This is a genomic window from Bartonella taylorii, from assembly GCF_023920105.1.
Lineage (GTDB): Bacteria > Pseudomonadota > Alphaproteobacteria > Rhizobiales > Rhizobiaceae > Bartonella > Bartonella taylorii.
In genome coordinates, this window is record NZ_CP083693.1 from 702,572 (window position 1) to 726,416 (window position 23,845).

At 40.3% G+C, this 23,845-nt stretch carries 37 protein-coding genes and 1 pseudogene; 11 read left to right on the top strand and 27 right to left on the bottom strand.

Annotated features, from left to right (window positions below):
* Positions 1-30 precede the first annotated feature (30 nt).
* Positions 31-303 (top strand): toxin HicA, encoded by a 273-nt coding sequence (locus LBE40_RS03020; protein ID WP_004856763.1) that lies wholly within the window; start codon positions 31-33, stop codon positions 301-303.
* Positions 293-610: a type II toxin-antitoxin system HicB family antitoxin gene (locus LBE40_RS03025; protein WP_004856761.1), complete on the top strand. Its 318-nt coding sequence runs from the start codon at positions 293-295 to the stop codon at positions 608-610. Before LBE40_RS03020 ends, LBE40_RS03025 begins: the two co-directional genes overlap by 11 nt.
* A gap of 75 nt (positions 611-685) precedes the next feature.
* Here LBE40_RS03025 and LBE40_RS03030 read toward each other — a convergent pair whose 3' ends face one another.
* Complete coding sequence (locus LBE40_RS03030) at positions 686-964, bottom strand: hypothetical protein (RefSeq protein ID WP_004859795.1); 279 nt, start codon at positions 962-964, stop codon at positions 686-688.
* The gene (locus tag LBE40_RS03035) at positions 961-1,701 is read right to left on the bottom strand and encodes an antA/AntB antirepressor family protein (protein WP_252615226.1); all 741 of its coding nucleotides are present in this window, start codon (positions 1,699-1,701) and stop codon (positions 961-963) included. The genes LBE40_RS03030 and LBE40_RS03035 overlap by 4 nt, the downstream gene beginning before the upstream one ends.
* Positions 1,702-2,112: 411 nt before the next feature.
* Here LBE40_RS03035 and LBE40_RS03040 point away from each other — a divergent pair, with 411 nt between their 5' ends.
* Together LBE40_RS03040 and LBE40_RS03045 are read left to right on the top strand one after the other, a co-directional pair.
* A complete protein-coding gene (locus tag LBE40_RS03040; protein WP_004858800.1) occupies positions 2,113-2,478 on the top strand; it encodes a helix-turn-helix domain-containing protein in 366 nt (121 codons plus the stop codon).
* 3 nt (positions 2,479-2,481) lie between these two features.
* A complete protein-coding gene (locus LBE40_RS03045) occupies positions 2,482-3,018 on the top strand; it encodes an ImmA/IrrE family metallo-endopeptidase (protein WP_004858798.1) in 537 nt (178 codons plus the stop codon).
* A gap of 355 nt (positions 3,019-3,373) precedes the next feature.
* Here the strand turns inward: LBE40_RS03045 and LBE40_RS03050 are convergent, their stop codons facing one another.
* The 9 genes and pseudogenes from LBE40_RS03050 to LBE40_RS03090 all read right to left on the bottom strand — a co-directional run bounded on the left by LBE40_RS03050 (position 3,374) and on the right by LBE40_RS03090 (position 10,840).
* Positions 3,374-3,745 carry a head-tail joining protein gene (locus LBE40_RS03050; protein ID WP_004858797.1) on the bottom strand — a complete coding sequence of 124 codons (372 nt, stop codon included), beginning with the start codon at positions 3,743-3,745 and terminating at the stop codon, positions 3,374-3,376.
* 1 nt (position 3,746) lies between these two features.
* Positions 3,747-4,823: a major capsid protein gene (locus tag LBE40_RS03055; RefSeq protein WP_004858794.1), complete on the bottom strand. Its 1,077-nt coding sequence runs from the start codon at positions 4,821-4,823 to the stop codon at positions 3,747-3,749.
* A 12-nt stretch (positions 4,824-4,835) separates the two neighbouring features.
* Complete coding sequence (locus LBE40_RS03060; protein WP_004858792.1) at positions 4,836-5,204, bottom strand: head decoration protein; 369 nt, start codon at positions 5,202-5,204, stop codon at positions 4,836-4,838.
* On the bottom strand, positions 5,201-5,467 hold the full coding sequence (locus LBE40_RS03065; protein ID WP_040296893.1) for a hypothetical protein: 267 nt from the start codon (positions 5,465-5,467) through the stop codon (positions 5,201-5,203). The genes LBE40_RS03060 and LBE40_RS03065 overlap by 4 nt, the downstream gene beginning before the upstream one ends.
* Positions 5,468-5,751: 284 nt before the next feature.
* Positions 5,752-6,573, bottom strand: a pseudogene (locus LBE40_RS03070) (S49 family peptidase); the annotation flags it as partial.
* Positions 6,530-8,086, bottom strand: coding sequence for a phage portal protein (locus LBE40_RS03075; protein ID WP_252615227.1), 1,557 nt, complete (start codon positions 8,084-8,086; stop codon positions 6,530-6,532). The pseudogene LBE40_RS03070 and the gene LBE40_RS03075, both read right to left, overlap by 44 nt.
* Entirely contained in the window at positions 8,086-8,334 is a 249-nt protein-coding gene (locus LBE40_RS03080; RefSeq protein WP_004858786.1) for a phage head-tail joining protein, read from the bottom strand. Before LBE40_RS03080 ends, LBE40_RS03075 begins: the two co-directional genes overlap by 1 nt.
* Positions 8,335-8,337: 3 nt before the next feature.
* On the bottom strand, positions 8,338-10,266 hold the full coding sequence (locus LBE40_RS03085) for a phage terminase large subunit family protein (protein WP_252615228.1): 1,929 nt from the start codon (positions 10,264-10,266) through the stop codon (positions 8,338-8,340).
* Complete coding sequence (locus LBE40_RS03090) at positions 10,259-10,840, bottom strand: hypothetical protein (protein WP_004859790.1); 582 nt, start codon at positions 10,838-10,840, stop codon at positions 10,259-10,261. The genes LBE40_RS03085 and LBE40_RS03090 overlap by 8 nt, the downstream gene beginning before the upstream one ends.
* A gap of 84 nt (positions 10,841-10,924) precedes the next feature.
* Here LBE40_RS03090 and LBE40_RS03095 point away from each other — a divergent pair, with 84 nt between their 5' ends.
* Complete coding sequence (locus tag LBE40_RS03095; protein WP_004859792.1) at positions 10,925-11,191, top strand: BrnT family toxin; 267 nt, start codon at positions 10,925-10,927, stop codon at positions 11,189-11,191.
* A complete protein-coding gene (locus LBE40_RS03100) occupies positions 11,169-11,474 on the top strand; it encodes a BrnA antitoxin family protein (RefSeq protein WP_004859794.1) in 306 nt (101 codons plus the stop codon). The genes LBE40_RS03095 and LBE40_RS03100 overlap by 23 nt, the downstream gene beginning before the upstream one ends.
* A gap of 51 nt (positions 11,475-11,525) precedes the next feature.
* On the opposite strand, the gene LBE40_RS03105 is transcribed toward LBE40_RS03100, so the two are convergent.
* Genes LBE40_RS03105 through LBE40_RS03115 form a run of 3 tightly spaced genes read right to left on the bottom strand, consistent with a single transcriptional unit; the run spans position 11,526 to position 12,758 of the window.
* Complete coding sequence (locus tag LBE40_RS03105; RefSeq protein WP_004859795.1) at positions 11,526-11,804, bottom strand: hypothetical protein; 279 nt, start codon at positions 11,802-11,804, stop codon at positions 11,526-11,528.
* Positions 11,801-12,562 carry a phage antirepressor Ant gene (locus tag LBE40_RS03110; protein WP_004859797.1) on the bottom strand — a complete coding sequence of 254 codons (762 nt, stop codon included), beginning with the start codon at positions 12,560-12,562 and terminating at the stop codon, positions 11,801-11,803. Before LBE40_RS03110 ends, LBE40_RS03105 begins: the two co-directional genes overlap by 4 nt.
* Entirely contained in the window at positions 12,555-12,758 is a 204-nt protein-coding gene (locus LBE40_RS03115) for an Arc family DNA-binding protein (protein WP_004859798.1), read from the bottom strand. The genes LBE40_RS03110 and LBE40_RS03115 overlap by 8 nt, the downstream gene beginning before the upstream one ends.
* A gap of 75 nt (positions 12,759-12,833) precedes the next feature.
* On the opposite strand from LBE40_RS03115, the gene LBE40_RS03120 reads away from it, so the two are divergent.
* Positions 12,834-13,058 (top strand): Arc family DNA-binding protein, encoded by a 225-nt coding sequence (locus LBE40_RS03120; protein ID WP_004859800.1) that lies wholly within the window; start codon positions 12,834-12,836, stop codon positions 13,056-13,058.
* On the opposite strand, the gene LBE40_RS03125 is transcribed toward LBE40_RS03120, so the two are convergent.
* From LBE40_RS03125 to LBE40_RS03140, 4 genes are all read right to left on the bottom strand, one after another.
* Positions 13,005-13,562, bottom strand: coding sequence for a phage antirepressor Ant (locus tag LBE40_RS03125; RefSeq protein WP_004859803.1), 558 nt, complete (start codon positions 13,560-13,562; stop codon positions 13,005-13,007). The two genes, LBE40_RS03120 and LBE40_RS03125, sit on opposite strands and share 54 nt — an antisense overlap.
* Before the next feature lie 837 nt (positions 13,563-14,399).
* Entirely contained in the window at positions 14,400-14,930 is a 531-nt protein-coding gene (locus LBE40_RS03130) for a phage antirepressor Ant (RefSeq protein WP_004859804.1), read from the bottom strand.
* A 537-nt stretch (positions 14,931-15,467) separates the two neighbouring features.
* Complete coding sequence (locus tag LBE40_RS03135; protein WP_196792895.1) at positions 15,468-16,052, bottom strand: hypothetical protein; 585 nt, start codon at positions 16,050-16,052, stop codon at positions 15,468-15,470.
* Between the two features lie 3 nt (positions 16,053-16,055).
* On the bottom strand, positions 16,056-16,376 hold the full coding sequence (locus tag LBE40_RS03140) for a hypothetical protein (RefSeq protein ID WP_004859808.1): 321 nt from the start codon (positions 16,374-16,376) through the stop codon (positions 16,056-16,058).
* Between the two features lie 345 nt (positions 16,377-16,721).
* On the opposite strand from LBE40_RS03140, the gene LBE40_RS03145 reads away from it, so the two are divergent.
* Complete coding sequence (locus LBE40_RS03145) at positions 16,722-16,904, top strand: type II toxin-antitoxin system HicA family toxin (RefSeq protein WP_004859810.1); 183 nt, start codon at positions 16,722-16,724, stop codon at positions 16,902-16,904.
* A 20-nt stretch (positions 16,905-16,924) separates the two neighbouring features.
* Positions 16,925-17,347 (top strand): type II toxin-antitoxin system HicB family antitoxin, encoded by a 423-nt coding sequence (locus LBE40_RS03150; protein ID WP_004859811.1) that lies wholly within the window; start codon positions 16,925-16,927, stop codon positions 17,345-17,347.
* Positions 17,348-17,350: 3 nt separating this feature from the next.
* Here the strand turns inward: LBE40_RS03150 and LBE40_RS03155 are convergent, their stop codons facing one another.
* Entirely contained in the window at positions 17,351-17,893 is a 543-nt protein-coding gene (locus LBE40_RS03155) for a hypothetical protein (protein WP_252615229.1), read from the bottom strand.
* A gap of 10 nt (positions 17,894-17,903) precedes the next feature.
* Positions 17,904-18,356 (bottom strand): single-stranded DNA-binding protein, encoded by a 453-nt coding sequence (ssb, locus tag LBE40_RS03160; RefSeq protein ID WP_004859815.1) that lies wholly within the window; start codon positions 18,354-18,356, stop codon positions 17,904-17,906.
* Positions 18,357-18,646: 290 nt separating this feature from the next.
* Here ssb and LBE40_RS03165 point away from each other — a divergent pair, with 290 nt between their 5' ends.
* A complete protein-coding gene (locus LBE40_RS03165) occupies positions 18,647-18,838 on the top strand; it encodes a hypothetical protein (RefSeq protein ID WP_004859817.1) in 192 nt (63 codons plus the stop codon).
* A gap of 67 nt (positions 18,839-18,905) precedes the next feature.
* Positions 18,906-19,334, top strand: coding sequence for a type II toxin-antitoxin system HicB family antitoxin (locus LBE40_RS03170; RefSeq protein ID WP_004859820.1), 429 nt, complete (start codon positions 18,906-18,908; stop codon positions 19,332-19,334).
* Positions 19,335-19,382: 48 nt separating this feature from the next.
* Here the strand turns inward: LBE40_RS03170 and LBE40_RS03175 are convergent, their stop codons facing one another.
* From LBE40_RS03175 to LBE40_RS03205, 7 genes are all read right to left on the bottom strand, one after another.
* A complete protein-coding gene (locus LBE40_RS03175; protein ID WP_040296986.1) occupies positions 19,383-19,661 on the bottom strand; it encodes a hypothetical protein in 279 nt (92 codons plus the stop codon).
* A complete protein-coding gene (locus LBE40_RS03180; RefSeq protein WP_004859824.1) occupies positions 19,658-20,389 on the bottom strand; it encodes a phage antirepressor Ant in 732 nt (243 codons plus the stop codon). Before LBE40_RS03180 ends, LBE40_RS03175 begins: the two co-directional genes overlap by 4 nt.
* A 543-nt stretch (positions 20,390-20,932) precedes the next feature.
* Positions 20,933-21,259: a hypothetical protein gene (locus LBE40_RS03185; RefSeq protein ID WP_004859825.1), complete on the bottom strand. Its 327-nt coding sequence runs from the start codon at positions 21,257-21,259 to the stop codon at positions 20,933-20,935.
* A 157-nt stretch (positions 21,260-21,416) separates the two neighbouring features.
* A complete protein-coding gene (locus tag LBE40_RS03190) occupies positions 21,417-21,935 on the bottom strand; it encodes a hypothetical protein (protein WP_051016693.1) in 519 nt (172 codons plus the stop codon).
* Entirely contained in the window at positions 21,877-22,971 is a 1,095-nt protein-coding gene (locus LBE40_RS03195; RefSeq protein WP_004859829.1) for a DUF1376 domain-containing protein, read from the bottom strand. Before LBE40_RS03195 ends, LBE40_RS03190 begins: the two co-directional genes overlap by 59 nt.
* Positions 22,961-23,440 carry a crossover junction endodeoxyribonuclease RuvC gene (locus LBE40_RS03200; protein WP_004859830.1) on the bottom strand — a complete coding sequence of 160 codons (480 nt, stop codon included), beginning with the start codon at positions 23,438-23,440 and terminating at the stop codon, positions 22,961-22,963. The genes LBE40_RS03195 and LBE40_RS03200 overlap by 11 nt, the downstream gene beginning before the upstream one ends.
* Positions 23,437-23,763 (bottom strand): dATP/dGTP diphosphohydrolase domain-containing protein, encoded by a 327-nt coding sequence (locus tag LBE40_RS03205; RefSeq protein ID WP_004859831.1) that lies wholly within the window; start codon positions 23,761-23,763, stop codon positions 23,437-23,439. Before LBE40_RS03205 ends, LBE40_RS03200 begins: the two co-directional genes overlap by 4 nt.
* Between the last annotated feature and the right edge of the window lie 82 nt (positions 23,764-23,845).

A 23,845-nucleotide genomic window follows, 5' to 3' on the forward strand; every position in this document is an offset into this window, starting at 1 on the left:
AAGTGTATAAAAGATTGACTAGGATTAATAATGATACTATTATTGGTTATGAGCAATAAAGTTGAAAAAATAATCAGCTTGATGAAAGCATCACCAAAGAACATCAAGTTTTCAGATTTGTTGGCTGTGTGTGTCTATTTCTTTGGAGAACCACGGAACAATGGTTCAAGTCATTTTGTTTTTAAAACACCGTGGCTTGGTGATCCCCGTGTGAATATTCAAAAAGATTCTGGTAACAAAGCAAAAGCTTATCAAGTCAAACAAGTCTTACAAGCGATAGAAAGGATGAAACATGAACAATAATCATTATACATATCGTGTTTTGTGGTCGCAAGAAGATGAGGAATATGTCGGATTGTGTGCAGAATTCCCATCCCTTTCATGGTTAGATGCTCAAGCAGAGAAAGCTTTAAAAGGTATTATGGACCTTGTTTCAGAAGTTGTTGAGGACATGCAACATAATGGAGAAGAAGTTCCTGTGCCTTTGTCACATGGTAAATACAGTGGTAAGTTTCAATTAAGAATACCACCAGAACTCCATAGAAAACTTGCAATACAAGCCGCTGAAAATGGTGTGAGTTTAAACAGATACATTTCTTCTAAACTGTAATTTTTCTCTTTATAAACATTCGTTTTTAACCACCTCCCCATTTTTGAGAACAGGGAGGGGAGTTGTGTTTTTGAGTTAAGCAACCTTTTTAATGGGGCTTTCCAAAGTAGGAGCATAGGCTCGCAACAAAGAATCCATGCTATGCGGTAGTTCTGAATCTCCAAAATCTGTTAGAACTGTTAAGATTTTAAGTATATTGGGCACCTCATCTTGAAGTTTTAAAATCAAAACCTTTTCTACCAGACTCATGATGTCAACCAAAGCAGTACATTCTTTGTCGTTAATATTTTCATCATTAGAAAACCGAAACAAAGCTATCCACAAATCGCATAAGAAGTTAGTATCTACCTTCATTGTACACCCCCGTGGATTTGTTCTCTCAAACAAGCTAATCCTTTTGGTGTGATTTTTGTTGAAGGGAGTATCTTTTCTGTTCCGTCCGGTCTTTGAATGGTGATAGCAGGGCAATCCATAAAGCCTTTCTTGATCTTCTCCTGATAAGGTAACAGCGGCGCCCCTGGAGCCCGTCGATACACCCAATCATGTTTACGCAAGTAATCTGTTAAGTCCTTTGGTCGTACCTCTAACATCTTTGCTGCTTCAATTAAGCCAAACAAACCATCAGAGCGCTTTAAGCCATCCAAAGCTTTTGCTTTTGGTGCTAATTCAGCAATAACATGATCTTTCTGTTCGATTTGATTTTGTAAGTGATTCAAGACGCCAAGTAATGCTTCGGGTTTGGAGTAGTCAACTTGTGGTGTTGCTACTTGTTTTGCAAGTTTTTCACACTCAATAAAGTATAAACGAGCTTCTCTACCTTTCTTATTGTTCTCAAGCATAGAGAGCTCTTTGGCTACACTTAAAGTTAGATGATAATCTTTAGAGGGACGGCCACCTTGGAGGTTTTCCCCAAAATTGGTGAAAACTAAATAATCCTGATTTTCTAATAAATTATATTTGTTGATGCGATATTTAATCCAAGTAGAGAAATCTTTACCTACTTCTAAAAACGTATGTAAATCACGTGCATTAACGGTTTGAACAATTTCCTGTCCAATGGTTTGTTCCGATATCGGAATAAGAGTGTTCATGAGAACTCCTTACTATTTAGACGTTTCTTAATGACACTCAATTAAAGAGTGCCGGGTGCTAAGAAACACGGTAGTAAGTCCGTCGTTATGCTTTCCCCATAAGGGTATTGTATAGCGTAACTACACCCGACAAGATCATTATATGCGTGTAACATACAATGAGTCAAAGCCTTTAAACGTGCGGAGAAGAGATTGTTTCGTAACCAAATCCGCTTACTATTTAAGGTGTTTCTTAGGCACCTGATTCGATTATTCATACTACTGTCATAATGTCAAGCTACTTTCGATAATTTTTAAATTTTTGCTATTGGCAATTTGTAATTATTGTAAAAAAAAGAGTTGATTTATATCTTAAGATAAAATATATTCAACCTATTAAGATTAATTATCCGTCCTTTGGAGTTCTATTTGATGCTTACACCATTTGGTAAAACCATACGAAAACTCCGTATTGATCGTGCAGAACGCCTTTTAGATATGGCTGATAAATTAGGTATATCTGTAGCGTTTTTATCTTCTGTCGAGATTGGCAAAAAATCTGTGCCTGTTGGTATGGAAGAAAAGATCATAGAATTATACGATTTAGATCAAGATATGGCTTCTCTCTTAAGAAAAGAGGCTGATTCCTGCCGTAAGAGTTTTACAATAAAGTCTTCTAATTTATCCACAGGTGAACTTGTTGGTATGTTTGCTAGAGTTATAGATAACATTTCTCCAGAAAATATAGAAAAAATGAAAAAATTATTGAAACAGATAAAAGAAAAAGAAGGTAAATAGAAGGTGTATAAAAGCATTGATTATGAAGTTCCTCCTCGTAGTTGGCACAAAATTAGTTATTTAGCTGGTTTATTTCGAATGGAATTACAATTGTCAGATGTCCAATATTTTCCAGTAATGGAGTTTATTGAACACATTTTGCCTAATATGAAGCTAGATTTTCATTTACGTATCGCAGATAAGAAAGAACTTGGAAATGTGGGTGGTTTAACTGATCCACAAGGTAAGTTCATCGTTTTAAGAGAAGATATTTATAGAGATGCGTACGATGGTAATGGTCGTGCAAGATTTACAGTTGCTCATGAATTTGCTCACCTCTTTTTACATACAAATTTACCCTTACAACGCGTAATTGATTCTCATGAAATACCTGCTTATCGCAGTTCAGAACGGCAAGCTGATCAGTTTGCCGCTGAACTTTTAATGCCACGTTCAGGTATGCCCAAATTTAAGACTCCAGAAGAGGTCGCTAAGTGCTATAAAGTTTCATTACAAGCAGCAAAGGTTAGAATGAAAACATTAAATATTAAATCAGAATAAAAAGGGTTTGAGTTGCAGCTCAAACCCATAAAGAGTTTACGTTAGGTTATGGTTCGCTAACGTAAAACCAGACAGGAAACAACAAGATGCAACCTGTAAGCACAGGCGGAATTGTATCATTGTAAATGTTTCTTGTCTAGGCTCATTCACCTAAAAAGGAACTTCCATGTATAATACACAGAAGTTTAAAGAAAGTAAAACGTACGTTTTTCGCACTTGGCGTAGATGTCCTTATACGGGTCAAAGACTTTACGCGAAACACTATGGGCGAAAAGCTTGGCGCATTCCAATTGAGTGAATGTTAAAAAAGCAGAAGGGGGATATTTTATTCCCCTTCTGTATCTCAGAAATGTAATCAAAGCTGCTTGCTAGATGAAGATTCGTTACGCAAGATAAGCTTATACATACCGGATTCAGAGGCTTGGACATCTGTGATCACGAAGTGCTCTTGAGAAGAGGGAGCCTTGCTGTTTTCAGGGGAAATGATTACAACACTATCTTGAGGGTTTGGTGGTAATCCTCCGATATCATTGATACAAAGATCAAGTTCCTTTCTTGCAATTGTGGTAGGGATTCTACCACCAGCATCCGATTCTGAATGCTTAATGGTGTAAATCGCTGTGATACGAAAAGATTGCTGGTTGTCCTTTCGCGTGTAGATGATGGGCTGCCCAAAGGTGTTGCGCACATCTTTAACCATTTGGTTTAGCAGCCCGTGCCATCGCATGTTATTTCGCTCCAATCACGGCTTTAAACAGCATTTCTGGGCGTGTGCAGATGTAAAGCGGATAGCTATAAACTTCCGGTTTTACCCATGCATTACGGTCGTGGTCGACGATCAGCATGGTGTAGAGAGGTTTTCCAACGGTGTTAGCAAAATCCAAGCTTTCACCAGGAGCAAAGGTTTTTTGGAATACACCAGGCGCATCAACAGGGAAGAATTGACATTCATCAGGCTTAATGCCTATGGCGCGCTTTGTTCCAGCCTTCGCACTCACATTATAGTTGTGGATACTCCGGTAATTAATGAAAGTGACACCTGCAAAGTCAAAACTGCCAAAACTTCCAGAACCAATTGCGCTTGGTGTTGCAACACCTCCTGCGCTATTGAGTGTCTGTGCTAAGGCTGTGTTTAAATAGGTCTCACGAATTGTTTTATGGTTTTTCAACTTGGAAAAGAATTCATTTCCACAAAGCCCAATAATCCGCGAACGATCAGAAAATGCTCCTTTTGAAGCCTCAATCATCCTCATAATGACTTGGTCAACATGGTCAGCAACATTGGTTGTTTCTGTATTTAGTTTAAAGTCAATGGGCTTTGGTGGTGTGATTTCCCATTCTTTGTACCAATCGACAATCACGGAGCCATCAGCATCAAGGACAACGCCTTGAACAGCGCCAAGTTGCATATTTTCCCATGTCAATTCGATTTCAGAAATCAGTTTCTTTTGTTTTCTGGCAATATATTTCATTGCCGTCTCTAACTGATCTTCTGTGCCAAATTCACGCCGGTTCTGGATTTCTTCTGATTTCACTGTATCACTTTTGGCAATACGTGTTGTTTTAAAAAACCGAAGATTACGCCCCTCTCTGTCGCCTTCTGCCAAAGGTGCCCCGCGTTCACTGGTTTGAATAAGCGAAAATGTATTATCACGCCGTTCAATACCAACCACTGTGGTACTGGTTTCAACTTCCTCAAAAAGATTAAGAGAGCTCACAAGACCAGGTTGAAACTCATAGTTTTCGATGGCTTTCATCATTGTGATGCTTGAGAAAGCATCATGTTTAAAAAAATTCATATCCATGTGTGCATTCTCCTATCGCAATAGAATGTTGTTATGGTCTTCTAAAGACTGAATGGCCGCATTCTTTTGCTCATCCGTGATGGCATCTGGCCATAGCAGTTCAGAAGCTTTTACAGCGCATAAGCGTGCTGTAATCACGGCGCGTTGATCGGCGCCTGTTGCGTCAACAGTGGCAAAAGAAATCCCTGCCGGTGTTTGGCTGCCATCTGTTGCTGCTGGATTAAGGGGGACATAGTGTTCCGTTGCGGTTATCTTTCCCATGACAGTTCCCGCTTCAATGAATGCTCCTGATGCAAACACCACTTCTTCGTTTGACATATCGGGGTCGTAGGGTCCAAGATAAGCGCCATTGCGTACGTCGTCATAAATAATATTTGTCATTTCACTGCCCTCCAAGCTGCTTCCCATTTTGCGTGAATCTTTGCCTTGCTCGTCCCATCACTATGAGGGGTATAAGGCGAGAGTTTTAAAGACGCGCTTTGAGAGCTAGCAGCCGTCAACACACACTGGCGTGCTTTTTCGAGACTCATACCGTTTTGAATAGCTTTTGCTGCGTCAAAAGAAACGCCTAAGTGCTTTGCTTGCTTTTCAAGGTTGGTCAGTGCTTTGGCACGCTTTCTTTCTTTTTCAAGCACGGCTTTCATATCTTCGCGCTTGTTTTCATTGTCCTCATTGTCTTCATCCTCATCTTCGTTTTCTTCCTCGTCGAAGTCTTCTGCGTTTTTGTCGATGTCACTATCGTTTTCGTCCTCTTCCTCGTCATTGATGATGTCGACGATCTTTTCGTCATCCTCTTCTTCAGAGCGGTATTGTGTACGTGCCATGTGTTTTGTCCTTTTTCTGTTGATGTTGGGTTTTGTGATATGGAATCCGTTAAGGCTTCCAAAGCTTGCGCAAGGGTGCCTTGCGTATCTGCTAATCCAAGTTTGAGAGCTTGGCTGCCTATAAAAGTTTCTGCCTTCGTGTCACGAATTGCGTCAGCATTTAGCGGTCTGTTTTGCGCCACCAAATCGACAAACATCTCGTAGAGTAGGGCGCAATCGGCTTGCATTTTTATCTGTGCTGTATCGGCCAAGGGTTCGTGAGGATTGCCATGAACTTTGTGATCACCTTCAAAGACAAAGGTCCATTTATGTCCGTGTTTTTCATCCGCACGGGATTGGTCAAGATGGGCGCAAACGACACCAATCGAGCCCACAACACCCGTGCGTGCAACCCATATTTGAGAAGCCGCACAAGCAATGGCATAAGCTGCTGAACAGGCAAACTCATTGGCATGAGCCCAAATGGGTTTGTCGTATTTTTTTGAGAGTGTTTGAAGCTCTTCAACCAAATCAAACACACCGCCGGCTTCTCCACCACCACTGTCAATATCCAGTAAGACAGCGCGAACATCAGGTTGTGCAATGGCTTCACGAAAAGAAGCCCTTAAACCTTCATAAGAGGTTAGCCCTGAGAGAGCTCCAAGCCATGCACCGCGGCGCACAAGCGTGCCATGAACCGGTAGGATAGCAACATTGTTTTGCACTACATAAGTTTCAGGGGGTCTGAAAGACGCTGTATCCCCTTGTCCAAACGCCCCGATAGGAAACTTTTCTCCCTCAAAAAGACGCGGCGCAAGAGCATTCAAAATGACATCAAGCTTTGTCGATGCAAGCATATGAGGAACACCAAAAAGCCGTGATACCAAAAACGGCATGTCGAGATTATTCACCATTTGCATGTGCCTCGCTGCCTTGGTTACTTTCATAAGTGTCAGAAGGGTCTGAATCTGCGGTATCAATTACTTGATTGCTACCAGAGGGCGCTGCCATATCCGTGTCAAAAGATAAGCCGCGCGCACGAGCGTCTGTGTGCTCTTCTTGCAGTTCGGCATGAATGCTGTCGATATCAAAGCCGCGCTCGGCAAGTGCCATGCGTCGTGTTTTCAAGCCTGCACGGATTTCTTCTTTTTCCGCTGAGATATCCTTGTTTGGATCAATCATTTCAAGCGGGGGCGCAAAGCTTTCACATTGAAGCCATGGCAAGGAATTTTCTTCCCACCCTGGCAAATTGACGCATCCAGAAAGCACTGCCATTTCAACAAAACGCTCCCAAACAATGCGATTGAACTGAAAAGCAATGATATGTTCGCGCCATTGTTTGACGTGCCGTCTAAACTGAATGATAGAGGTACGTACATTGGAAAAATTCCCCCGCGTAACGTCTCCAGTCACAACGGCATAAGGCATATTGAGAGCCGAGCAAATTTTTAAAATATTACGATATTGAAAGGCTTCATAAGAACCACCAACCTCAACAGGACTGGAAAATGTAATTTGTTTTTCGCCATCCACTATGTTGACCGATCCAGGGTAAATTTTATCCACGTCAGCTGCCTCTTCGGTCTTCTTTGGGGGCGTCGTTTGCTCACGATTTTCCTCTAATTTCGCATCATGAGATTCCTTCCCTGTAATAAACACCGCAAAAAGAGCTGCTGTCCTTTTTCGATCAAGCTCTGCATCATCATAGGATTCGAGTTGAAAGATCTTTGTCATACAGCGCGTTATTTTGGGAGAACCGCGCAATTGTCCGGCAATACGGCGCTCTTTGATGTGAAGGACCATTTCAGCAGGGACACGCACGCGCTCTTGGCTCTCAAATGCCATATTTGCAGGGACATCATCATAGGGGTGATGTTCCCAGAAATGATAAGCAACGCGCTTACCACTGGCATTAAATTCAATTCCCATACGAATGTAATTGCCTTCAATCTCAGCAGGTCCATTGTAAGCCAAATCCAGCATTTCGGTTGGATAAATTTGCAACTGAAGTGGCACACCAGAGCGCCCGTAGAGGTCGACATAGTGTAGTCTTACAAAGCATTCGCCGGTTAAAAAGACCTCTCGGGCAATCGTTGCTTGCAGACCATAAAAATTGGCATCTTCATCATAGTCCGCTTCATCAACCCATTGCCACCATAAGTCTAAAAGCTTTTTCTTTTCTTCTTGAAAACCTTCAATACGAGGATAAGGTTTAATCCCATCACTTACAGCCGCAGAGACCCATTCTTCTGTTGCAGACCCATAAAGAGCTTCATTGTCATAAAGCCATCTTGAACGGGCAACAATAGTATCACCGCATTCCTCAATGGCTTTATTGATATGTTTTTTTGCGGGGTCAAAACCACCCATGCGACGGCTTTTACTTGCCGCTTCAAAATGGGGATTGTGTTGACGAGAAATTGTAAAAAAGCCCGTGAGTTTATTGATAAAGCCAGCCATTAATAGCCTCGTGATATATTAAAATAGAAAACGCGTGAACGCTTGCGTCCTTCAAGATCCGCTATTTGTGTGTTCAGCATCTCAAGCGCTCTGCGAAGTTCCTCAACAGAACGATTGCTTACTTGCTTATCGCCATGGCGCACCGATTGCGCTCCCGAATAAAGAGCCTCTTCAATTTGCTCACGCCGCCTTTTTAAACTTTCAAGTCTCGAAAATTTGCTGTTAATTGGTTCTAAAGTTTCATCCACAAATTACCTCCAATCCCCTTGCATATAAGGATTCATCATTGTTCTGAATTGCTTCTTTTGAGGCTGTGCTATCTGAGATCTTCTTGGAGCAGGAGAGGGGGCATGTCTTGGTGTTGGCTGCTCTAAAGAGCCCTCAATTTTAAGTTTTTCCAAACGCTCTTCTAAGATATCGACTTCTCGATTAAGGTTTATTCCTGCCGAAATCAGACCTTGTAAAGCAGCATAAGCATAAACCCTACAGTCCAAGGCTTCATTTCTTGCTTTTTCGCTTTTTTGCCATTCAATGCGCTTGAAGCCTTTAAAATATTTGATGACTTTTCTTTCAGCGGTCAGCTGGTCAAAATATTCTCGATCAAGGTTTTTGTGAAAGTGTGTTGCACCAGCCCCCGATGCTTCAGGACCGGATTTTTTAAACCGTGCCGTGATAATATCTTTTGCTGCGTCAACACCAACAATATAGAGATTAATCTGTCCTTTGTTGTTTCTGCTTGGGCGGCGTGGCCATACCGCACGCCATCCCGCTTGTCCCTTAATCCCCCAGATACGTCGTCCCTCACGCGGGCGCACGTAATTATAAACCGCTTGTGTGTGTCCACCACCGGTATCAATACAAGCCGCCGTTATCCTAATACCATCTTTATAGCCTGGATGCGGCCAGCGTCTTGTAAGATATTCATCCAATTGGTCCCATACTTCAAAAGAAGAGGGGTCGCCAGGAATGATGTGATAATCGATATGCCAGCTTTCTTCACTGCGTCCCCATCCCACAACTTCCAGTTCTAAGCGGTCATTTTGCACATCAATACCCGCTGTCAACAACACGGCTTGTTCTGGTGCAAGGGGATAATCTTCACGTTTTGCATAGAGGCTATCAGGGTCAACAACTTCGCCGGTTCTATCCTCCCATGGCTCTCCAAGCACTGTGTTGATAAAAGGCTGCAAAAGTGCCGGATCATCCTTGGCATCTAAAAACTCTCTGGCGCATTCCCCCCAAGTAAGCCAAGGTGAATAGAGTGCCGAAATATGGTAAGAACGCAAATTCGGTCTGCTTGACTCACTGGTTGGTACCCAACATGCTCCTCTTTCTTCACACATGAGATCTGTTTTTCTGTGCTCAGCATGTTCATGACCACAATGCGCACAAACAAAAACAGCTTTTTCAGGAGCACCTTTTGGCCACTTGATTTGTGACCAAACAATGGGCTGTAGAACACCACACGCATCACAAGGGACATTGTAATATCGCTGGTCTCCTAGCACGAAATCTTTGGCGATACGGCTTGTGTCACGGTGTGTTGGCGTGGACAATTTAAAAATCTTTCTCTGCACAAAAGTTGAGGTCCGCTTTTCCGCTATCATCACCGGATCACCTTCGTTATCCACACTGAGAGGATAGGCATCCACCTCATCCAAAATCAGATAACGAATAGGCATGGAACGCAAACCGGCAGCACTGTTGGCTCCTGTAAGCATCAATGCACCACCATCAAACTCTTTCGAAAACATTGTATTGCCGCTGTCGCGTGCCCGCGCTGGGGCAATGCGTTCGCTTAAAGCAGGGCTTGCCATAATCATTGGATCAAGACGCGTCTTTGATAATTTCTTCGCTGTCTCAACCGTTGGCATCACATAAAGGGCAGGTCCCGGACTGTAATGAATAGCATAACCGCAGAAGTTCAATCCTGCTTCAGACATGCCGATCTGCGCCCCTTTCATGACAATTGTTGTTTCAATTGGCACGTAAGAGGAAAGGTTATCCATGATTTCGCGCAAATAAGGGGTACGCTTTGTTCTCCAAAGCCCAGGCTCAGCACTTGCTACAGTACTAAGGTATCGATTTTTATCCGCCCATTGCGAAACCGTGTACGGTGGGTCTGGTTGTCGTGCGTCATTGGCATTGGCGAAAAATTCTTCGACTGCATTGTCATCCATTATTCGTTTCTTGCAAGTGCTCTAACTCTGGAGAATGAGGGTCATGAAAAGGCACTGGAATATTAACCGCCTCAAGCAAAGCTGTTCTCATGTAATAATCAATAGCACCAATAAGGCTGGCTGCATCACATCCAACTTGTGCAGCAATGCTCGCACCAAAACGATGCGGAAAATTCAACATAGCATCACGGTGCGCTCTTCCAAACTCACGTGCCGCCTTTTTCATTTCTTCTCGATCAACAGTGGTTTCGCGCAATCGTTCAAGGGCAATCTTTTCGCTTTCAAGCGCAACTTGCATTCGCTCCAGTTTTATCTTGTATTCATTGGCTCCATCTGTGGAGGCTTGTTTGATCTTTGTCCGCACCTTTCCATCAGGCGCTAAAAGTGAGGCAGGGCGTTTTGTTGGATTCTCATTCCAGATAGCTGTTGCAAGCGCTTCATTGACAGACCCATCTTCAAAAAGAGCCGCATCAAATTTACCTGTCTTTATCCGAGAAACAACCGCATTAGGTGAAACACGCATCTTCTTCGCAAACGCACGAACCGATAGACCCTTACGCGTTTTCTTATTCATAGTTGCTCCATTTTGAATGGTATATACGAATTATTGTACACTTTAATTATTGACAAGGTTTTATTTTTCGTGTACATAAAATATATGAAGATAGTGTGGGATGAACCAAAAAGAGCTTTAAACATTGATAAACATAAGCTTGATTTTGCTGATGTTATTTACTTTGACTGGGAACATGCTCTTATTGATGCAACACATTCAAACCGCATGAAAGCTATCGGGCATTTTGCTGATGGCACAACAGTTATTGTTTTTGCAAGGCTTGGCAATGAAGCGATATCCATTATCAGTTTTCGTCAAGCCAATAAGAAAGAAAGAGAGGTTTTCAATGACTATCAAAAAAACCTTTAAAAAAGGATGTGGTTACACAAAAGAAGATTGGGACGCTGTGGATTCCCCACCACTAACAGATGAAGAGCTTGCACGTCTAAAGCCAGCTAAAGATGTTTTACCACCCTCCTTTTTTAAATATGTAACAGAAGAACGCCGTAAACGTGGGCGTCCACCAGTTGAATCTCCCAAACAAGCGGTTACTCTACGCCTTGACTCAAATGTTATTGCCTCTTTTAAAAAACAAGGAAAAGATTGGCGCACACGTATGAGTGAAGCTTTAAAAAAAGTAAGCGGTATCTAAACCAACCACCTCCCCATTTTTGAAAACGGGAAGGGGAGTTGTGTTTTTGAGTTAAGCAACCTTTTTAATGGGGCTTTCCAAAGTAGGAGCATAGGCTCGCAACAAAGAATCCATGCTATGCGGTAGTTCTGAATCTCCAAAATCTGTTAGAACTGTTAAGATTTTAAGTATATTGGGCACCTCATCTTGAAGTTTTAAAATCAAAACCTTTTCTACCAGACTCATGATGTCAACCAAAGCAGTACATTCTTTGTCGTTAATATTTTCATCATTAGAAAACCGAAACAAAGCTATCCACAAATCGCATAAGAAGTTAGTATCTACCTTCATTGTACACCCCCGTGGATTTGTTCTCTCAAACAAGCTAATCCTTTTGGTGTGATTTTTGTTGAAGGGAGTATCTTTTCTGTTCCGTCCGGTCTTTGAATGGTGATAGCAGGGCAATCCATAAAGCCTTTCTTGATCTTCTCCTGATAAGGTAACAGCGGCGCCCCTGGAGCCCGTCGATACACCCAATCATGTTTACGCAAGTAATCTGTTAAGTCCTTTGGTCGTACCTCTAACATCTTTGCTGCTTCAATTAAGCCAAACAAACCATCAGAGCGCTTTAAGCCATCCAAAGCTTTTGCTTTTGGTGCTAATTTAGCAATGATATTGTCTTTCCGCTCGTTTTCATCTTTTAAATGCGTTAAGACACCAAGCATTACTGCTGGACTGGAGTAGTCGATCGATTGAACATAGGATTGCTTTATCTCGCCCCTACGCCATGCAACAAATAACTTAATAAGCATATAACGGACTTGAGAAGATTTTTCTGTATTCGATAATGTCGCAATCAATAACGCCTGCTCTTCGTTAAGCCAATATTCCGTTACGTTATTGCCCTTTATTACGTGCGCCACAGTGGCGCACCTCCCAAACCGTTCTATTTCTTGCATATTTCTTGTAATTAATTTTCTAACGTCACGTGTACGAACAAACCCTAATTTTTCTGCTAAGTCCACATCGCGAACACGAGGCTCGTTTTCGACTTCTCGTAATTTGATTAATTTGTCTTTATTGATAGGTAAGTATGTGCTATTATTCATTGTAATTGACCTCTTTCAGGTTAGTTAGATGTAAAGCGTTAGAGAGAGTTTTTGCGGACTTATGCTCTAGCGCTTTTTCTTTTTTGAGAATGTTAATTATTTCAGATGAAAGAGAGCGATCATTCTCAGTCGCCCGATTAAACAACCACTCCTTTAATGTATGTGGCATATTTATTTTATATTGGATCGTTTTCATTTTACCTCCATATGCACATATTTAGTACCATAAAGGTACCTTGTGTCAAGTGTATTTTAGGTATATTTTAGGTGCATGACAAAAAAAGATCGTGTGCAATTTAAATTTCTCATTCCAATTGAACTGAAAAATCAATTGGAAGAGCTTGCTGAAGCAAATCATCGTAGCCTTACGGGTGAAATTCTTGCTCGTTTAGAAGATTCTGTCCGCACTACCGTTACATTAAATCACCTACTGGCAATGAATTCAGAAGATCTCAAAAAGCTCCTTGAACAACCACTCGTGAATAAAAAACAATAAGATGCCACACATAGCCCCCTCAGAGCGCTTTAAGCCATCCAAAGCTTTTGCTTTTGGTGCTAATTCAGCAATAACATGATCTTTCTGTTCGATTTGATTTTGTAAGTGATTCAAAACACCAAGTAATGCCTCGGGTTTGGAGTAGTCAACTTGTGGTGTTGCTATCTGTGGGGTTGCTACTTGTTTTAAAAGCCGTTCACATTTGATAAAGTATAAACGAGCTTCTCTACCTTTCTTATTATTCTCAAGCATAGAAAGCTCTTTTGCTACACTTAAAGTTAGATGATAATCTTTACGATTGTGGCCACCTCTGCCTTTGCTTCCCAAAATAGGGAAGCAAACAAAGTCTTGATTTTCTACCAAATTATATTTGTTGATACGTTCGGTAATCCAGTCCGCAAATTTTTTACCTACTTCTAAAAAACTATGCAATTCACGTGCATTTACTGTTTGAACAATTTCCTGTCCAACAGTTTGTTCCGATATCGGAATAAGAGTGTTCATGTGAACTCCTATTGGTTAGATGTTTTTCATTGACACTCTGAAAAGAGTGCCGGGTGCTGAAAAACACGGCCAATAGTCCGTCGTTACGCTTTTCCCGTAAGGGTATTGTATAGCGTAACCACACCCGACAAAGCCATTATATGCGTGTAACATACAATGAGTCAAAGCCTTTAATGTGCGGAAAAGAGACTGTATCGGCAATCCATCCGCTATTGGTTTAAGGTGTTTTTCAAGCACCTGATTCGATTATTCATATTGTCGCCACATTGTCAAGTAGCTTCTGATAATTTTTTGATATTTTTGCTAATTTCATCTCTGAACGCCGGGCGCTAAGAAACACGGTACCAAGTCCGTCGTTACGCTTTTCCTCAAAGGGTATTTTATGGCATAACCACACCCGACAATATCATTATATGCGTGTAACATACAATGAGTCAAAGCCTTTAATGTGCGGAAAATAAACTATCTCGGTAGTTTGTCCGCTTGGTATTTTTTAAGGTGTTTCTTAGGCACCTGATTCGAAAATAGACATTGACGCAACAATGTCAAGAATAAAAATAATTTTTATCTAAAAAAATTGCATACTGTACAGTGTACACACTAAAATCATTATTTATCAATGAGTTAAGTGTACAATGTACAGTCAATTTGAAAATTCTGTCGCTAGCGATAGTTCGCGCTAGCCTGCCCCGCAACAGACCCAACCCGCCGGGAAGTACCTTTTTCATTGATTTCATTGTATTTTTTCTGGAAATAGGAAAGGCATAATTGGCAATCTTTTTTAAATTAATATCCTCCCCACTCTGAAAGCAGGGAAGATGAGATCATATTTTAAATCTAAGCAGCTTTTACGACAGATCTTGCTAGAACCTGTTTTGCTTCTTTAATTAAGGCTTTATATTTTCTGTTCTCTTCATCTACTCTGAAGGCATCAAGAAGGCGAACATGAATTGGACCCAGAAGATACAAAACTTTTTCACCAGCGTTCATACCTTCCCAATAACTTGGTAAGTCAAAACGTTTATCTTCATAATCGGTAGATTGGTTTCTTAGTTTCTTTTCACACTCAATAAAGTAACGGCGTGCTTGACGTCCTTTCTCGTTACGTTCCACCATTGAGAGCTCTTTCGCCATGTCTAAAGTGATGTGATATTCTGTACTTGGACGACCGCCTTGGAGGTTTTCGCCAAAATTGGCGAAAACTATATAATCCTGATTTTTGAGAAAGCTGTATTTGTTAATACGGTCTTTAATCCAATTGGAAAAGTCTCGTTTTACTTCCAAAAACACATGTAATTCACGCGCATTAACGGTTTGAATAATTTCTTGTCCAACAGCTTGTTCTGATATTTTAATTAGAGTGTTCATCTTATTAGTCCTTTGTTTTAAAAGTTTAAGTATCCAGGGCTAAAACAACCGAACTAATACAGCCCTTCGTATCTTTAGGTTACCCTTGGACATACACACGAAGACCCTGGACAAAATTTCTTATGATGGGCAACAGATCTTTCGGGATACTGTTGAACCGATTAGTTGCGAGGTGTTTTAAGCCTGTCAGTCAGACTATAGCTGTTCACAGAAACTGTCAATTATTTTTTGAAAAGTCCTAAAAGTAATGACACTCCACAAAGAATGCCGGGTGCTAGAAAACACGGTGCATAGTCCGTCGTCACGCTTTTCCCATAAAGGGTATTGTATAGCGTAACCACACCCGACAATATTATTATACGCATGTAGCATATAATGAGTCAAAGTCTTTAATATGCGGAAAATAAACTGTTTCGGCAATCTATCCGCTATGCATCTAAGGTGTTTTCTAGGCACCTAACTTGACGATATACTTTTTCCATGAATCTTGTCAAGAAAGAAAATCCCATTGTGTAGCAGATAGATAGCTTAAGAACATTATTTAGCTTTTTTATTGGCGGCATATTCTTGACGAGCAAGTTGGTACTGTATATTTTTGGTTAATCGTTCACTGGCATATTGTGCGATAGCACTTGCAATTTCTGGCTTGGACATCACCCCAGCAATTGACGGTCCTTCTTGTTTTGCAATAGGGAATTGATCTCCGTCTGCTCTTTGAAAAACATTACCATTCAGCTTTTTTAATTCAACACGCTTTGGAAAACTCCCACCTTTGATAAAAGCATGGGGTAAGATTTCTTTTTTTCCAAACATTGTGTAAGTCACACCGCGTTTTGTTTCTTCTGCTTGAAAAAATTTAAGAGGTATCGGTGTTCCAGAACCAATGATATCTGTCTCGAGAAGCTTTGCTGTAGCCTTTTCTTTAATATAAACGCCTTTTTTGACACGCTTTGATTGGGCTGATGTAACATCGGCAATTTGTTTTTCTGCAAAGCGTTCGACTTGTTTTGCTGCGGTGTTTACAGCATTACGCAAAGCCCAATTAAGGCGTGGTGCTTGAAGACTGGTGAAGGTATCCTTCACCTGTTGAAGATACCATTTTTGGTGGATGATTAACTTCAACTTCTAAGCCTTTTTTGGGGTAGGTGTTGATGACTTAGAAACTTTAGATGCTTTGGGCTGTTCGAGTGAAATTTCTTCTATTGCTGATTCAGATGATGTTTGTACGACTTCTTGTTCTATCTGCTTAATCTGTTCAACTGCTTTTTCAGGTTTTGCTGTTGTTTTAACGTCAACAAAAGGTTTTGCAGCATTAGCGCGCTTGAGACGTGCGTAGACCTGATTAGAAATTTCAACAAATGGATTATTGGGTGTTGATGGTTCAAAGCGAACAGTGCTTTTATTGTCGCCAACCACACACATTGGTTTAGTGATGACAGCTTTCATCATTGTTCCTTTCGAGTCATAATTAATGACATCATTAGTCAAATATTGATTTTTATTCTGTGAAAAATAGATTAGCCGGAATTACCCAGAAAACAGGGCTTTCAAGCCATGTTTCAAGTTCACATTTTACTGAATTTTAGGGGATATTTTTGAATTTTTGACGCAATACGACCAATGCAGTGGTGTCATTAAATACGATTTTTCACATCATGTCAACAAAAAAATCAATATATTGTGTTTTTTTATTTTTTTGATCAAAATTTGGTATTTTAAAAGATATCCTTTATTTCTCTTTAGTACAACATTTATGTTGTGTTGAAACATTTTAGATGTTATATTATTATAATGAATAGCCAAGAATTGAAAAGATATCTTATAAAGCATGGTTGCAGTTTTACTTCAGGGAAGGGAGGGCATTTGCTTGTAAAGCGTGGTTCTAAAAAGTCCGTTTTACCTATGTATGGTACGCGAAAAGAATTAGGAACAGGATTAGTCCAGAAGATTCTTAAAGATCTTGACCTAAAATAAGCCTGAATATGGAGGTGTAAATGAAATATGCAATTAAATTTATCAAAGATGACAATGATACTCTTCTTGTTGTCTCCAAAGATTTTCAGGAATTTATTACCTACGGTAACGACGAAAAAGAAGCTTTGGAACACGCTAAAAACGCGCTTTTAACAGTTATTATGGGGCGTTTTCAAGATCGTGAACCTATTCCCTTTGGACATCGTGATATTGCCTATCCTTTTGTTGAAGTATCTTCATTGGTGACTTTAAAAATTGCAATACATAACGCTATGATTGAAAAAAACTTACGCAAAGCTGATCTCGTACGTCTTTTAAAACTTCATCCAATACAAATTGACCGATTGTTGGATTTAAACCACTCAAGCAAATTAGATGCCTTAGAGTCCACTCTCATTGCTCTTGGAAAAGAGGTTGCCATTAATATCCAAGATGCCGCTTGAAAACTACCGGTTTTGCGTAAAATGCTTATAAAGCACATTAAGAGCAATACGCAATGAAAGCACAAGATGTGGTAGTGATTGATCTTCTATAACAAGATACTGTAATGCGGCATGAAGGTTATATTGACGGTGTAAACACTGCGCTTCTTGAACAACACCTTTTACAGCTACAAGATGTTCTGTTGCTATCTGTACCCATTTCTCTCTTGCTCCGTTATCAGAAGTTTTAGGCATTTCATCATAAATAGCACTAGGCAAGGCTTTTGCACATAGATAATTGTTTCTCACTTCAAGATATTTTTGTGCAGTATCGTATTGGTCTCGATTGAGTTCGCCTTGCAAATAAAGTCGCCCGATATAGGTACCGGAAAGCGGATTTTTAGCGTCTTCTATGGTTAGACCAAAGCGCTTAGCGCGCATTTCAATTGCCAATTTATCCATGGGGTCATGCGGTGTTTTTGCTCGTGAGATGCGTCCATTTGGTTCTCTGATACATCCGTTAATCCGTGGACGACCACGTTTTGCACGTTTTTTTCTTTTTGTCATATTTTATCAATCAGAATGGTATGCGATCATTAAGAGATATGCTATGATCAGCAGCCCCTGAAGCGATAGCATAACTTTGAGAAGTAATGAGTGAAGGGGTAGGGGGTGCAGATTGCTCTTTCTTAGCATCAAGCAAATACAATTCACCTTTGAATTGTGGTAAGACAATCTCTGTTGCAAGATGTTCACCACCGTTTTTATCTTTCCATTTACGTGTCTGTAATTTGCCCTCTACATAAACCTTTGAACCTTTACTTAGGTATTGAAGAGCAATTTTTGCCAAATGTGGATTAAAAACCACAATGGAATGCCATTCTGTTTTCTCTACTTTTTGATGGGTATTTTTATCTGTGTAGCTCTCAGAAGTTGCCATACGAAAGTTGACCACCTCACCACCAGATGGCATTGTTTTGCTTTCGGGATCAGCACCAAGGCGCCCGATTAACGTCACTTTATTTAGCATATTTGTAGCCCCATTAAATTAGCAATTTATACATGCAAAATCTTAGCATAATTTGCATATTTTTTCAATTATTTCAGTAAATTAATAACAGTTTTTTAAAGTATTAAATTATAATATTATTTGACAAATCATTCATCAAAAAAACATGTCACGGCTTTCTTATTTCTGCTTTTAACTTTTCAATAAATATCCTTTCATTAAGAGTCTGTATCAAACTTTTTTGTTCGATTTATTGTTGACTATCGAACCTTTTTGTGCGATATTCATTTTATGCAGAGAGGGGAGGCTAAATGAAACGAGAAGCACTGCTTAGAGAATTACGTAAAGAAGCCAGAAAAAGAGGCATTCATTACAGTGAAGCTCCTGATGCAGGTAAAGGGTCACATTATTTGGTAACTTTTGGAGACAAGACAACCGTTATAAAATCTGGTGAATTGACCCCACTTTACGTGAAAATAATAAAAAAGCAGTTGGGGGTATGAGTTATTCTCTCAATGGCTTAAATTTTTCGTTTCAAAAGCATTTTGATTATGGCGAGGAGACCTAAACATGGAGTACACGTATCAAGCAAAACTGGAATCTGATCCAGATGGTGGTTTTATTGTAACCTTTCCAGATGTACCAGAAGCAATAACAGCTGGAGAAAATAGAGCAGAGGCATTAGAGAATGCTGTTGAAGCTTTAGGGTTAGCATTACGGAGCTATCCTATGCGCGGTTTACCTTTACCAGTACCACAGCAATATAAAGAGCTTGTAGAGGTTACGGTAGATGCGTGGAATGCTCTTAAACTTGCAGTGGTAGACGCCTTTAATGAAGCGAATATCACAAAAACAGAATTGGCTAATCGTTTGGGTAAAAAAGAAACAGAAGCAAGACGCATTCTTGATCCCAATTATCCAACTAAGCTTCAAACACTAGAGCAAGCTCTGAGTGTTCTTGGCAAGCAAGTCGTTATTACAATCAAAAACGCGGCTTAACCACCTCCCCATTTTTGAAAACGGGAAGGGGAGTTGTATTTTTTTAAGTTAAGCTACCTTTTTAATGGGGAGCTCTAAAGTAGGAGCATAGGCTCGCAACAAAGAATCCATGCTATGCGGTAGTTCTGAATCTCCAAAATCTGTTAGAACTGTCAAGATTTTAAGTATATTCGGCACTTCATCTTGAAGTTTTAAAATCAAAACCTTTTCTACCAGACTCATGATGTCAACCAAAGCAGTACATTCTTTGTCGTTAATATTTTCATCATTAGAAAACCGAAACAACGCTATCCACAAATCGCACAAAAAATCGACACTGCTATTCATTGGACACCCCCAAAGATTTGCTCTCTCAAACATGCCAATCCTCTGGATGTGATTTTCGTTGAAGGCAGCACCTTTTCTGTTCCATCCGGTCTTTGAATGGTAATCGCAGGGCAATCCATGAATCCTTTCTTTATCTTATCCTGATATGGTAATAAAGGCGCCCCTGGAGCACGTCGATACACCCAATCATGTTTACGCAAGTAATCCGTTAAATCTTTTGGTCGTACCTCTAACATCTTTGCTGCTTCAATAAGACCAAACAAACCATCAGAGCGTTTTAAACCATCCAAAGCTTTTGCTTTTGGTGTCAATTCTGCAATCACATGATCTTTTTGCTCTATTTGGCTTTGTAAGTGATTCAAAACACCAAGCAATGCTTCCGGTTTGGAATAGTCAACTTGTGGTGTTGTTACTTGTTTCAAAAGCCGTTCGCATTTGATAAAGTATTGACGCGCTTCATGCCCTTTATCATTACGCTCTATCATTGAAAGGTGTTTAGCCATGTCTAATGTAATGTGGTATTCCTTTACCTTTCCACCGTTTTCTAAATTTTTAGAAAGCGTTATAAAGTTTATATTTTCCAGAAATTTACATTCTTTAATGCGATTTTTAATCCAGTCTGCAAACTTTGATGTAATTTCCAAAAATGCATGTAACTCACGTGCATTCACAGTTTGAACAGTCTCTTGATCAATGACCTGTTCTGATATTTCTATAAGTGTGTTCATGAGAACTCCTTGGTAATAGACGTTTTTGATTGACACTCTGAAAAGAGTGCCGGGTGCTCAAAAACACGGTACCAAGTCCGTCGTTACGCTTTTCCCGCAAGGGTATTGTATAGCGTAACCACACCCGACAATATCATTATATGCGTGTAACATACAATGAGTCAAAGCCTTTAATGTGCGGAAAATAAACTATCTCGGTAGCTCGCCCGCTTGGTATTTAAGGTGTTTTTGAGGCACCTGATTCGATTATTCATATTGTTGCCACATTGTCAAGTAGCTTCTGATAATTTTTTGATATTTTTGCTAATTTCATCTCTGGATGCCGGGCGCTGAAAAACACGGCGATAAGTCCGTCGTTACACTTTTCCCATAAAGAGTATTGTATAGCGTAACTACACCCGACAAATCTATTATATGCATGTAGCATATAATGAGTCAAAGTCTTTAATGTGCGGAGAAGAGATTGTGTCGGCAATCTATCCGCTATCGATTTAAGGTGTTTCTTAGGCACCTGATTCGATTATTCATATTGTCGCTACATTGTCAAGTTGCTTCTGATAATTTTTTTATTTCTTTGTTGATTTCCTCTATGAGGGGCTCGTAATTGAGAACGCTTTTCGGAACATTACCACCGTAAACCCACGCTTTCACTTGCGCTTTGGTGCTGAAATCTGCATTCTTAGGTGTTTTGTAATACTGACCACCATCAAACTTTTCACACTCTCTTGTGCCGTCTTCATATTCGTAGAGGTTGTAAAAATACTCCTCTGCTCCATCCCCCCAAGGAACATAACCAACAGCTGTTGCAACAAACTTTTTTTGCATTGGCTGTTTACGGTTTTTTAAGAATAGATCTTTTAATATTCTCATGCTTTTAGTCCATAATTTTACCAACTGGTCTATTTGTCTCAAATTTTACCGTACAGAGCCGTTTTAATTCCTAACGTTAGGAGTTATCATAAAATCTTTAAATCAATCCCTACGGTGCCTTTTTATCGATTTAAATGCGTATCTAATCGTAAAACGATCACCACTTTTCACTATTTTGCTGTGGACCAAAGCGTTTCATTATCCCACCAATGCCATTTAGAGTCTCTTCAAGTTTTTGCTTGTGAATAACCGTAAGGGGGCTTGAATGCTCTTTCGCTGTTTTTTCTTTCAACTCCTTTGCACGGAATCTCAAAACAGCATTGCGTACAAGATTGGCTTTTCCCAAAAGACTATTTTCTAAATCACGACACAGCCTCACAAACTCTCGTGTGCTCGGAAAAAACGTATCCGATAAACAATTTATTTCATCACATAAAATCCGTTTGACCACTGTCATCAGTGACCATGCAGAGACATTTTCCAAAACCATTCCATAGGTCAACGCCATTCCCTCATGGTCTGATTGTTGTGCTATTTTCAAACCACACGACAGCATGCGAATTGCCTTTGCTATATCCTCTTTCCCAGCTTTCACTGCGAAGAGCTCTTGCAATTGATCATAAGCTTCTAAAGCTATCGTTTCCTGCTGTTTCGTTAATTGGCTGCCATCCTTCAAAACAAACGGACCGCTCGAAGGTATCATCGCATGAATGTGCTTCAAAATACCCTTGATTTCCGATATCAAGGATACTGTCTGCGATGCGTTCACCAACGCTTTTTTGCCTTTGAGAGTGATTTCCATAGTTTTTTCCTTTCTCTAAATCATCAATCGCCTTGCGTACCCAGTTACGCCATGTTGCTTGCCAATCGATTTTGGTTGCATCCTTTCCGGATTTGGCAGTCCAGTAATCTCGGAATTTTGCCATCTCGACTTTCACACGCTCTGGAGGCAAGCCCTCTGCAATGGCAAAATCGTAATCGGGTTCAAAATCTGCAGGGATACGACAGCCCCGGTCATTTCTAACCCGCTTTGCTTTTTGGGGAACGTTCTCTTGCTCGTGAAGGGATGGTTGGTTTTCTGATGTGGCTTCGATTTGATCTGATTGGCTCTCGAGATCATGAACCTCAGTTGGCTCTTGAACCAAATCGATTGTTTCTAAATTTTCAGAACCAATTTCTTTTTTTGCTAATACGATAGTATTAGTTTTTTTATTATATATGTTATTGTTATTGTTAATGGCATAATTAAGCATTGCTTGTGCATTGCTAGCGTCATGCTTAGCATCATGCTTAGCATCCTTAAGCATTGCTTTAGCATCATGCTTAGCATCTTGATCATCACTAATTGTTTTTGCTTTATGATGTTTTGCCCATTTTGCTTGCGCTGCCTTCTGTGCTCTCTCTGAAAATTTATTTAAATTTTCGTTTGAGTTATTGAGTTCTTCCTCAACATCTGAACTCCACAAACGACCATCTTCTAAACAAATGATGTGTCCAGATCTAAATAAATACTCTAATGCCTTTTGAAATCTTTTTACTGAACAACAAGTAAAATGAGATAATATTCGTGAATCATTCAAAAGAGGCTCACGCGTGTGTAACATTCTTATCCGCAACTTCACATAAACATTGACTTCCATAGGCGGTAAATCAGAGAGTTTAAATAGCCACTGGTCTGTATTAAGTCTCGTCCATGGTATTTTACTGGACATATATACCCCCTTCTTTCATTAAATATAAAATTGCCAAAGCATCTGCTTCGTTGTCGTCTTTCGGATTGTGTCCTTTTGTACGCACTGCCTTAATCATTTCTTCTTTTGAGGCATTGCCTTTCCCTGTTGCTGCCTTCTTAATTGTGCCAACAGGAATGCCCTCATACGGTATCTGATGCTGTTCACACCAAGCCGTTAAGTGACCTAATAAACCACCGTACACATGCGCTGCATCCGTACCCACATGCCGGCGTACCTCTTCAAAATACACCGCATCAATTCTATCTGCGGTCTGCTTTATATCTGTTAGCCATCTCTTAAAGCGCAAGTAACGCATCCCCCCGCCTTCAAAACGGCGTGATTGAAAATCTTCTGTATCGCTTGTTATGTGACCATCCGCACCGCAAATCGCCCAGCCTGTTTTGGTGCCTAGATCAAGACAGAGAATAGTGTGTGTGTTAGTGGTCATGATACTTCCGCCTTTCTTTTTGGACGGTTATCACAACCAATCTGTTGTGTTTCGCATTCCATTAAGAAAAGAAGACAGCAAGTTGCATGCGCTAAGTGTGGTAATCCGCTTTCAAGGTCCTTATCTTCTCCAGCAAACCATGCTAATAAATGACGTAAAGCAGCTCCATATAAACGGCTCCAATTCATGCCATGACGCCAATTGCTCGCACCGTATTTGTTTGCTCCAAACTCCAAAACACGACCAATATCAAGCAACGTGAGTGGTGGAATAAGGTCAACACGCGGTTTCCCAATATCATTCTTATGTGCTTTAAAAACCATGATTATCCCCCCTTAAGGCTCTACGTATTTATATGTGCGCTATGACAGAGCGCGTTGTGATTGCCTGTCTTGCAAAAATGTT

What these genes read in the sequence shown, in the direction of transcription:
- LBE40_RS03040 (WP_004858800.1), top strand. Translation starts at nt 2,113, where the DNA reads ATGCTTACACCATTTGGTAAAACCATACGAAAACTCCGTATTGATCGT.
- LBE40_RS03030 (WP_004859795.1), bottom strand. Translation starts at nt 964, where the DNA reads ATGAAGGTAGATACTAACTTCTTATGCGATTTGTGGATAGCTTTGTTT.
- LBE40_RS03050 (WP_004858797.1), bottom strand. Translation starts at nt 3,745, where the DNA reads ATGCGATGGCACGGGCTGCTAAACCAAATGGTTAAAGATGTGCGCAAC.
- LBE40_RS03125 (WP_004859803.1), bottom strand. Translation starts at nt 13,562, where the DNA reads ATGAACACTCTTATTCCGATATCGGAACAAACTGTTGGACAGGAAATT.
- LBE40_RS03140 (WP_004859808.1), bottom strand. Translation starts at nt 16,376, where the DNA reads ATGAAAGCTGTCATCACTAAACCAATGTGTGTGGTTGGCGACAATAAA.
- LBE40_RS03110 (WP_004859797.1), bottom strand. Translation starts at nt 12,562, where the DNA reads ATGAATAATAGCACATACTTACCTATCAATAAAGACAAATTAATCAAA.
- LBE40_RS03155 (WP_252615229.1), bottom strand. Translation starts at nt 17,893, where the DNA reads ATGACAAAAAGAAAAAAACGTGCAAAACGTGGTCGTCCACGGATTAAC.
- LBE40_RS03025 (WP_004856761.1), top strand. Translation starts at nt 293, where the DNA reads ATGAACAATAATCATTATACATATCGTGTTTTGTGGTCGCAAGAAGAT.
- LBE40_RS03170 (WP_004859820.1), top strand. Translation starts at nt 18,906, where the DNA reads ATGGAGTACACGTATCAAGCAAAACTGGAATCTGATCCAGATGGTGGT.
- LBE40_RS03060 (WP_004858792.1), bottom strand. Translation starts at nt 5,204, where the DNA reads ATGACAAATATTATTTATGACGACGTACGCAATGGCGCTTATCTTGGA.
- LBE40_RS03150 (WP_004859811.1), top strand. Translation starts at nt 16,925, where the DNA reads ATGAAATATGCAATTAAATTTATCAAAGATGACAATGATACTCTTCTT.
- LBE40_RS03205 (WP_004859831.1), bottom strand. Translation starts at nt 23,763, where the DNA reads ATGGTTTTTAAAGCACATAAGAATGATATTGGGAAACCGCGTGTTGAC.
- LBE40_RS03185 (WP_004859825.1), bottom strand. Translation starts at nt 21,259, where the DNA reads ATGAGAATATTAAAAGATCTATTCTTAAAAAACCGTAAACAGCCAATG.
- LBE40_RS03100 (WP_004859794.1), top strand. Translation starts at nt 11,169, where the DNA reads ATGACTATCAAAAAAACCTTTAAAAAAGGATGTGGTTACACAAAAGAA.
- LBE40_RS03120 (WP_004859800.1), top strand. Translation starts at nt 12,834, where the DNA reads ATGACAAAAAAAGATCGTGTGCAATTTAAATTTCTCATTCCAATTGAA.
- LBE40_RS03175 (WP_040296986.1), bottom strand. Translation starts at nt 19,661, where the DNA reads ATGAATAGCAGTGTCGATTTTTTGTGCGATTTGTGGATAGCGTTGTTT.
- LBE40_RS03115 (WP_004859798.1), bottom strand. Translation starts at nt 12,758, where the DNA reads ATGAAAACGATCCAATATAAAATAAATATGCCACATACATTAAAGGAG.
- LBE40_RS03165 (WP_004859817.1), top strand. Translation starts at nt 18,647, where the DNA reads ATGAAACGAGAAGCACTGCTTAGAGAATTACGTAAAGAAGCCAGAAAA.
- LBE40_RS03075 (WP_252615227.1), bottom strand. Translation starts at nt 8,086, where the DNA reads ATGGCTGGCTTTATCAATAAACTCACGGGCTTTTTTACAATTTCTCGT.
- LBE40_RS03065 (WP_040296893.1), bottom strand. Translation starts at nt 5,467, where the DNA reads ATGAAAGCCGTGCTTGAAAAAGAAAGAAAGCGTGCCAAAGCACTGACC.
- LBE40_RS03035 (WP_252615226.1), bottom strand. Translation starts at nt 1,701, where the DNA reads ATGAACACTCTTATTCCGATATCGGAACAAACCATTGGACAGGAAATT.
- LBE40_RS03020 (WP_004856763.1), top strand. Translation starts at nt 31, where the DNA reads ATGATACTATTATTGGTTATGAGCAATAAAGTTGAAAAAATAATCAGC.
- LBE40_RS03180 (WP_004859824.1), bottom strand. Translation starts at nt 20,389, where the DNA reads ATGAACACACTTATAGAAATATCAGAACAGGTCATTGATCAAGAGACT.
- ssb (WP_004859815.1), bottom strand. Translation starts at nt 18,356, where the DNA reads ATGCTAAATAAAGTGACGTTAATCGGGCGCCTTGGTGCTGATCCCGAA.
- LBE40_RS03090 (WP_004859790.1), bottom strand. Translation starts at nt 10,840, where the DNA reads ATGAATAAGAAAACGCGTAAGGGTCTATCGGTTCGTGCGTTTGCGAAG.
- LBE40_RS03195 (WP_004859829.1), bottom strand. Translation starts at nt 22,971, where the DNA reads ATGTCCAGTAAAATACCATGGACGAGACTTAATACAGACCAGTGGCTA.
- LBE40_RS03085 (WP_252615228.1), bottom strand. Translation starts at nt 10,266, where the DNA reads ATGGATGACAATGCAGTCGAAGAATTTTTCGCCAATGCCAATGACGCA.
- LBE40_RS03095 (WP_004859792.1), top strand. Translation starts at nt 10,925, where the DNA reads ATGAAGATAGTGTGGGATGAACCAAAAAGAGCTTTAAACATTGATAAA.
- LBE40_RS03130 (WP_004859804.1), bottom strand. Translation starts at nt 14,930, where the DNA reads ATGAACACTCTAATTAAAATATCAGAACAAGCTGTTGGACAAGAAATT.
- LBE40_RS03145 (WP_004859810.1), top strand. Translation starts at nt 16,722, where the DNA reads ATGAATAGCCAAGAATTGAAAAGATATCTTATAAAGCATGGTTGCAGT.
- LBE40_RS03105 (WP_004859795.1), bottom strand. Translation starts at nt 11,804, where the DNA reads ATGAAGGTAGATACTAACTTCTTATGCGATTTGTGGATAGCTTTGTTT.
- LBE40_RS03055 (WP_004858794.1), bottom strand. Translation starts at nt 4,823, where the DNA reads ATGGATATGAATTTTTTTAAACATGATGCTTTCTCAAGCATCACAATG.
- LBE40_RS03200 (WP_004859830.1), bottom strand. Translation starts at nt 23,440, where the DNA reads ATGACCACTAACACACACACTATTCTCTGTCTTGATCTAGGCACCAAA.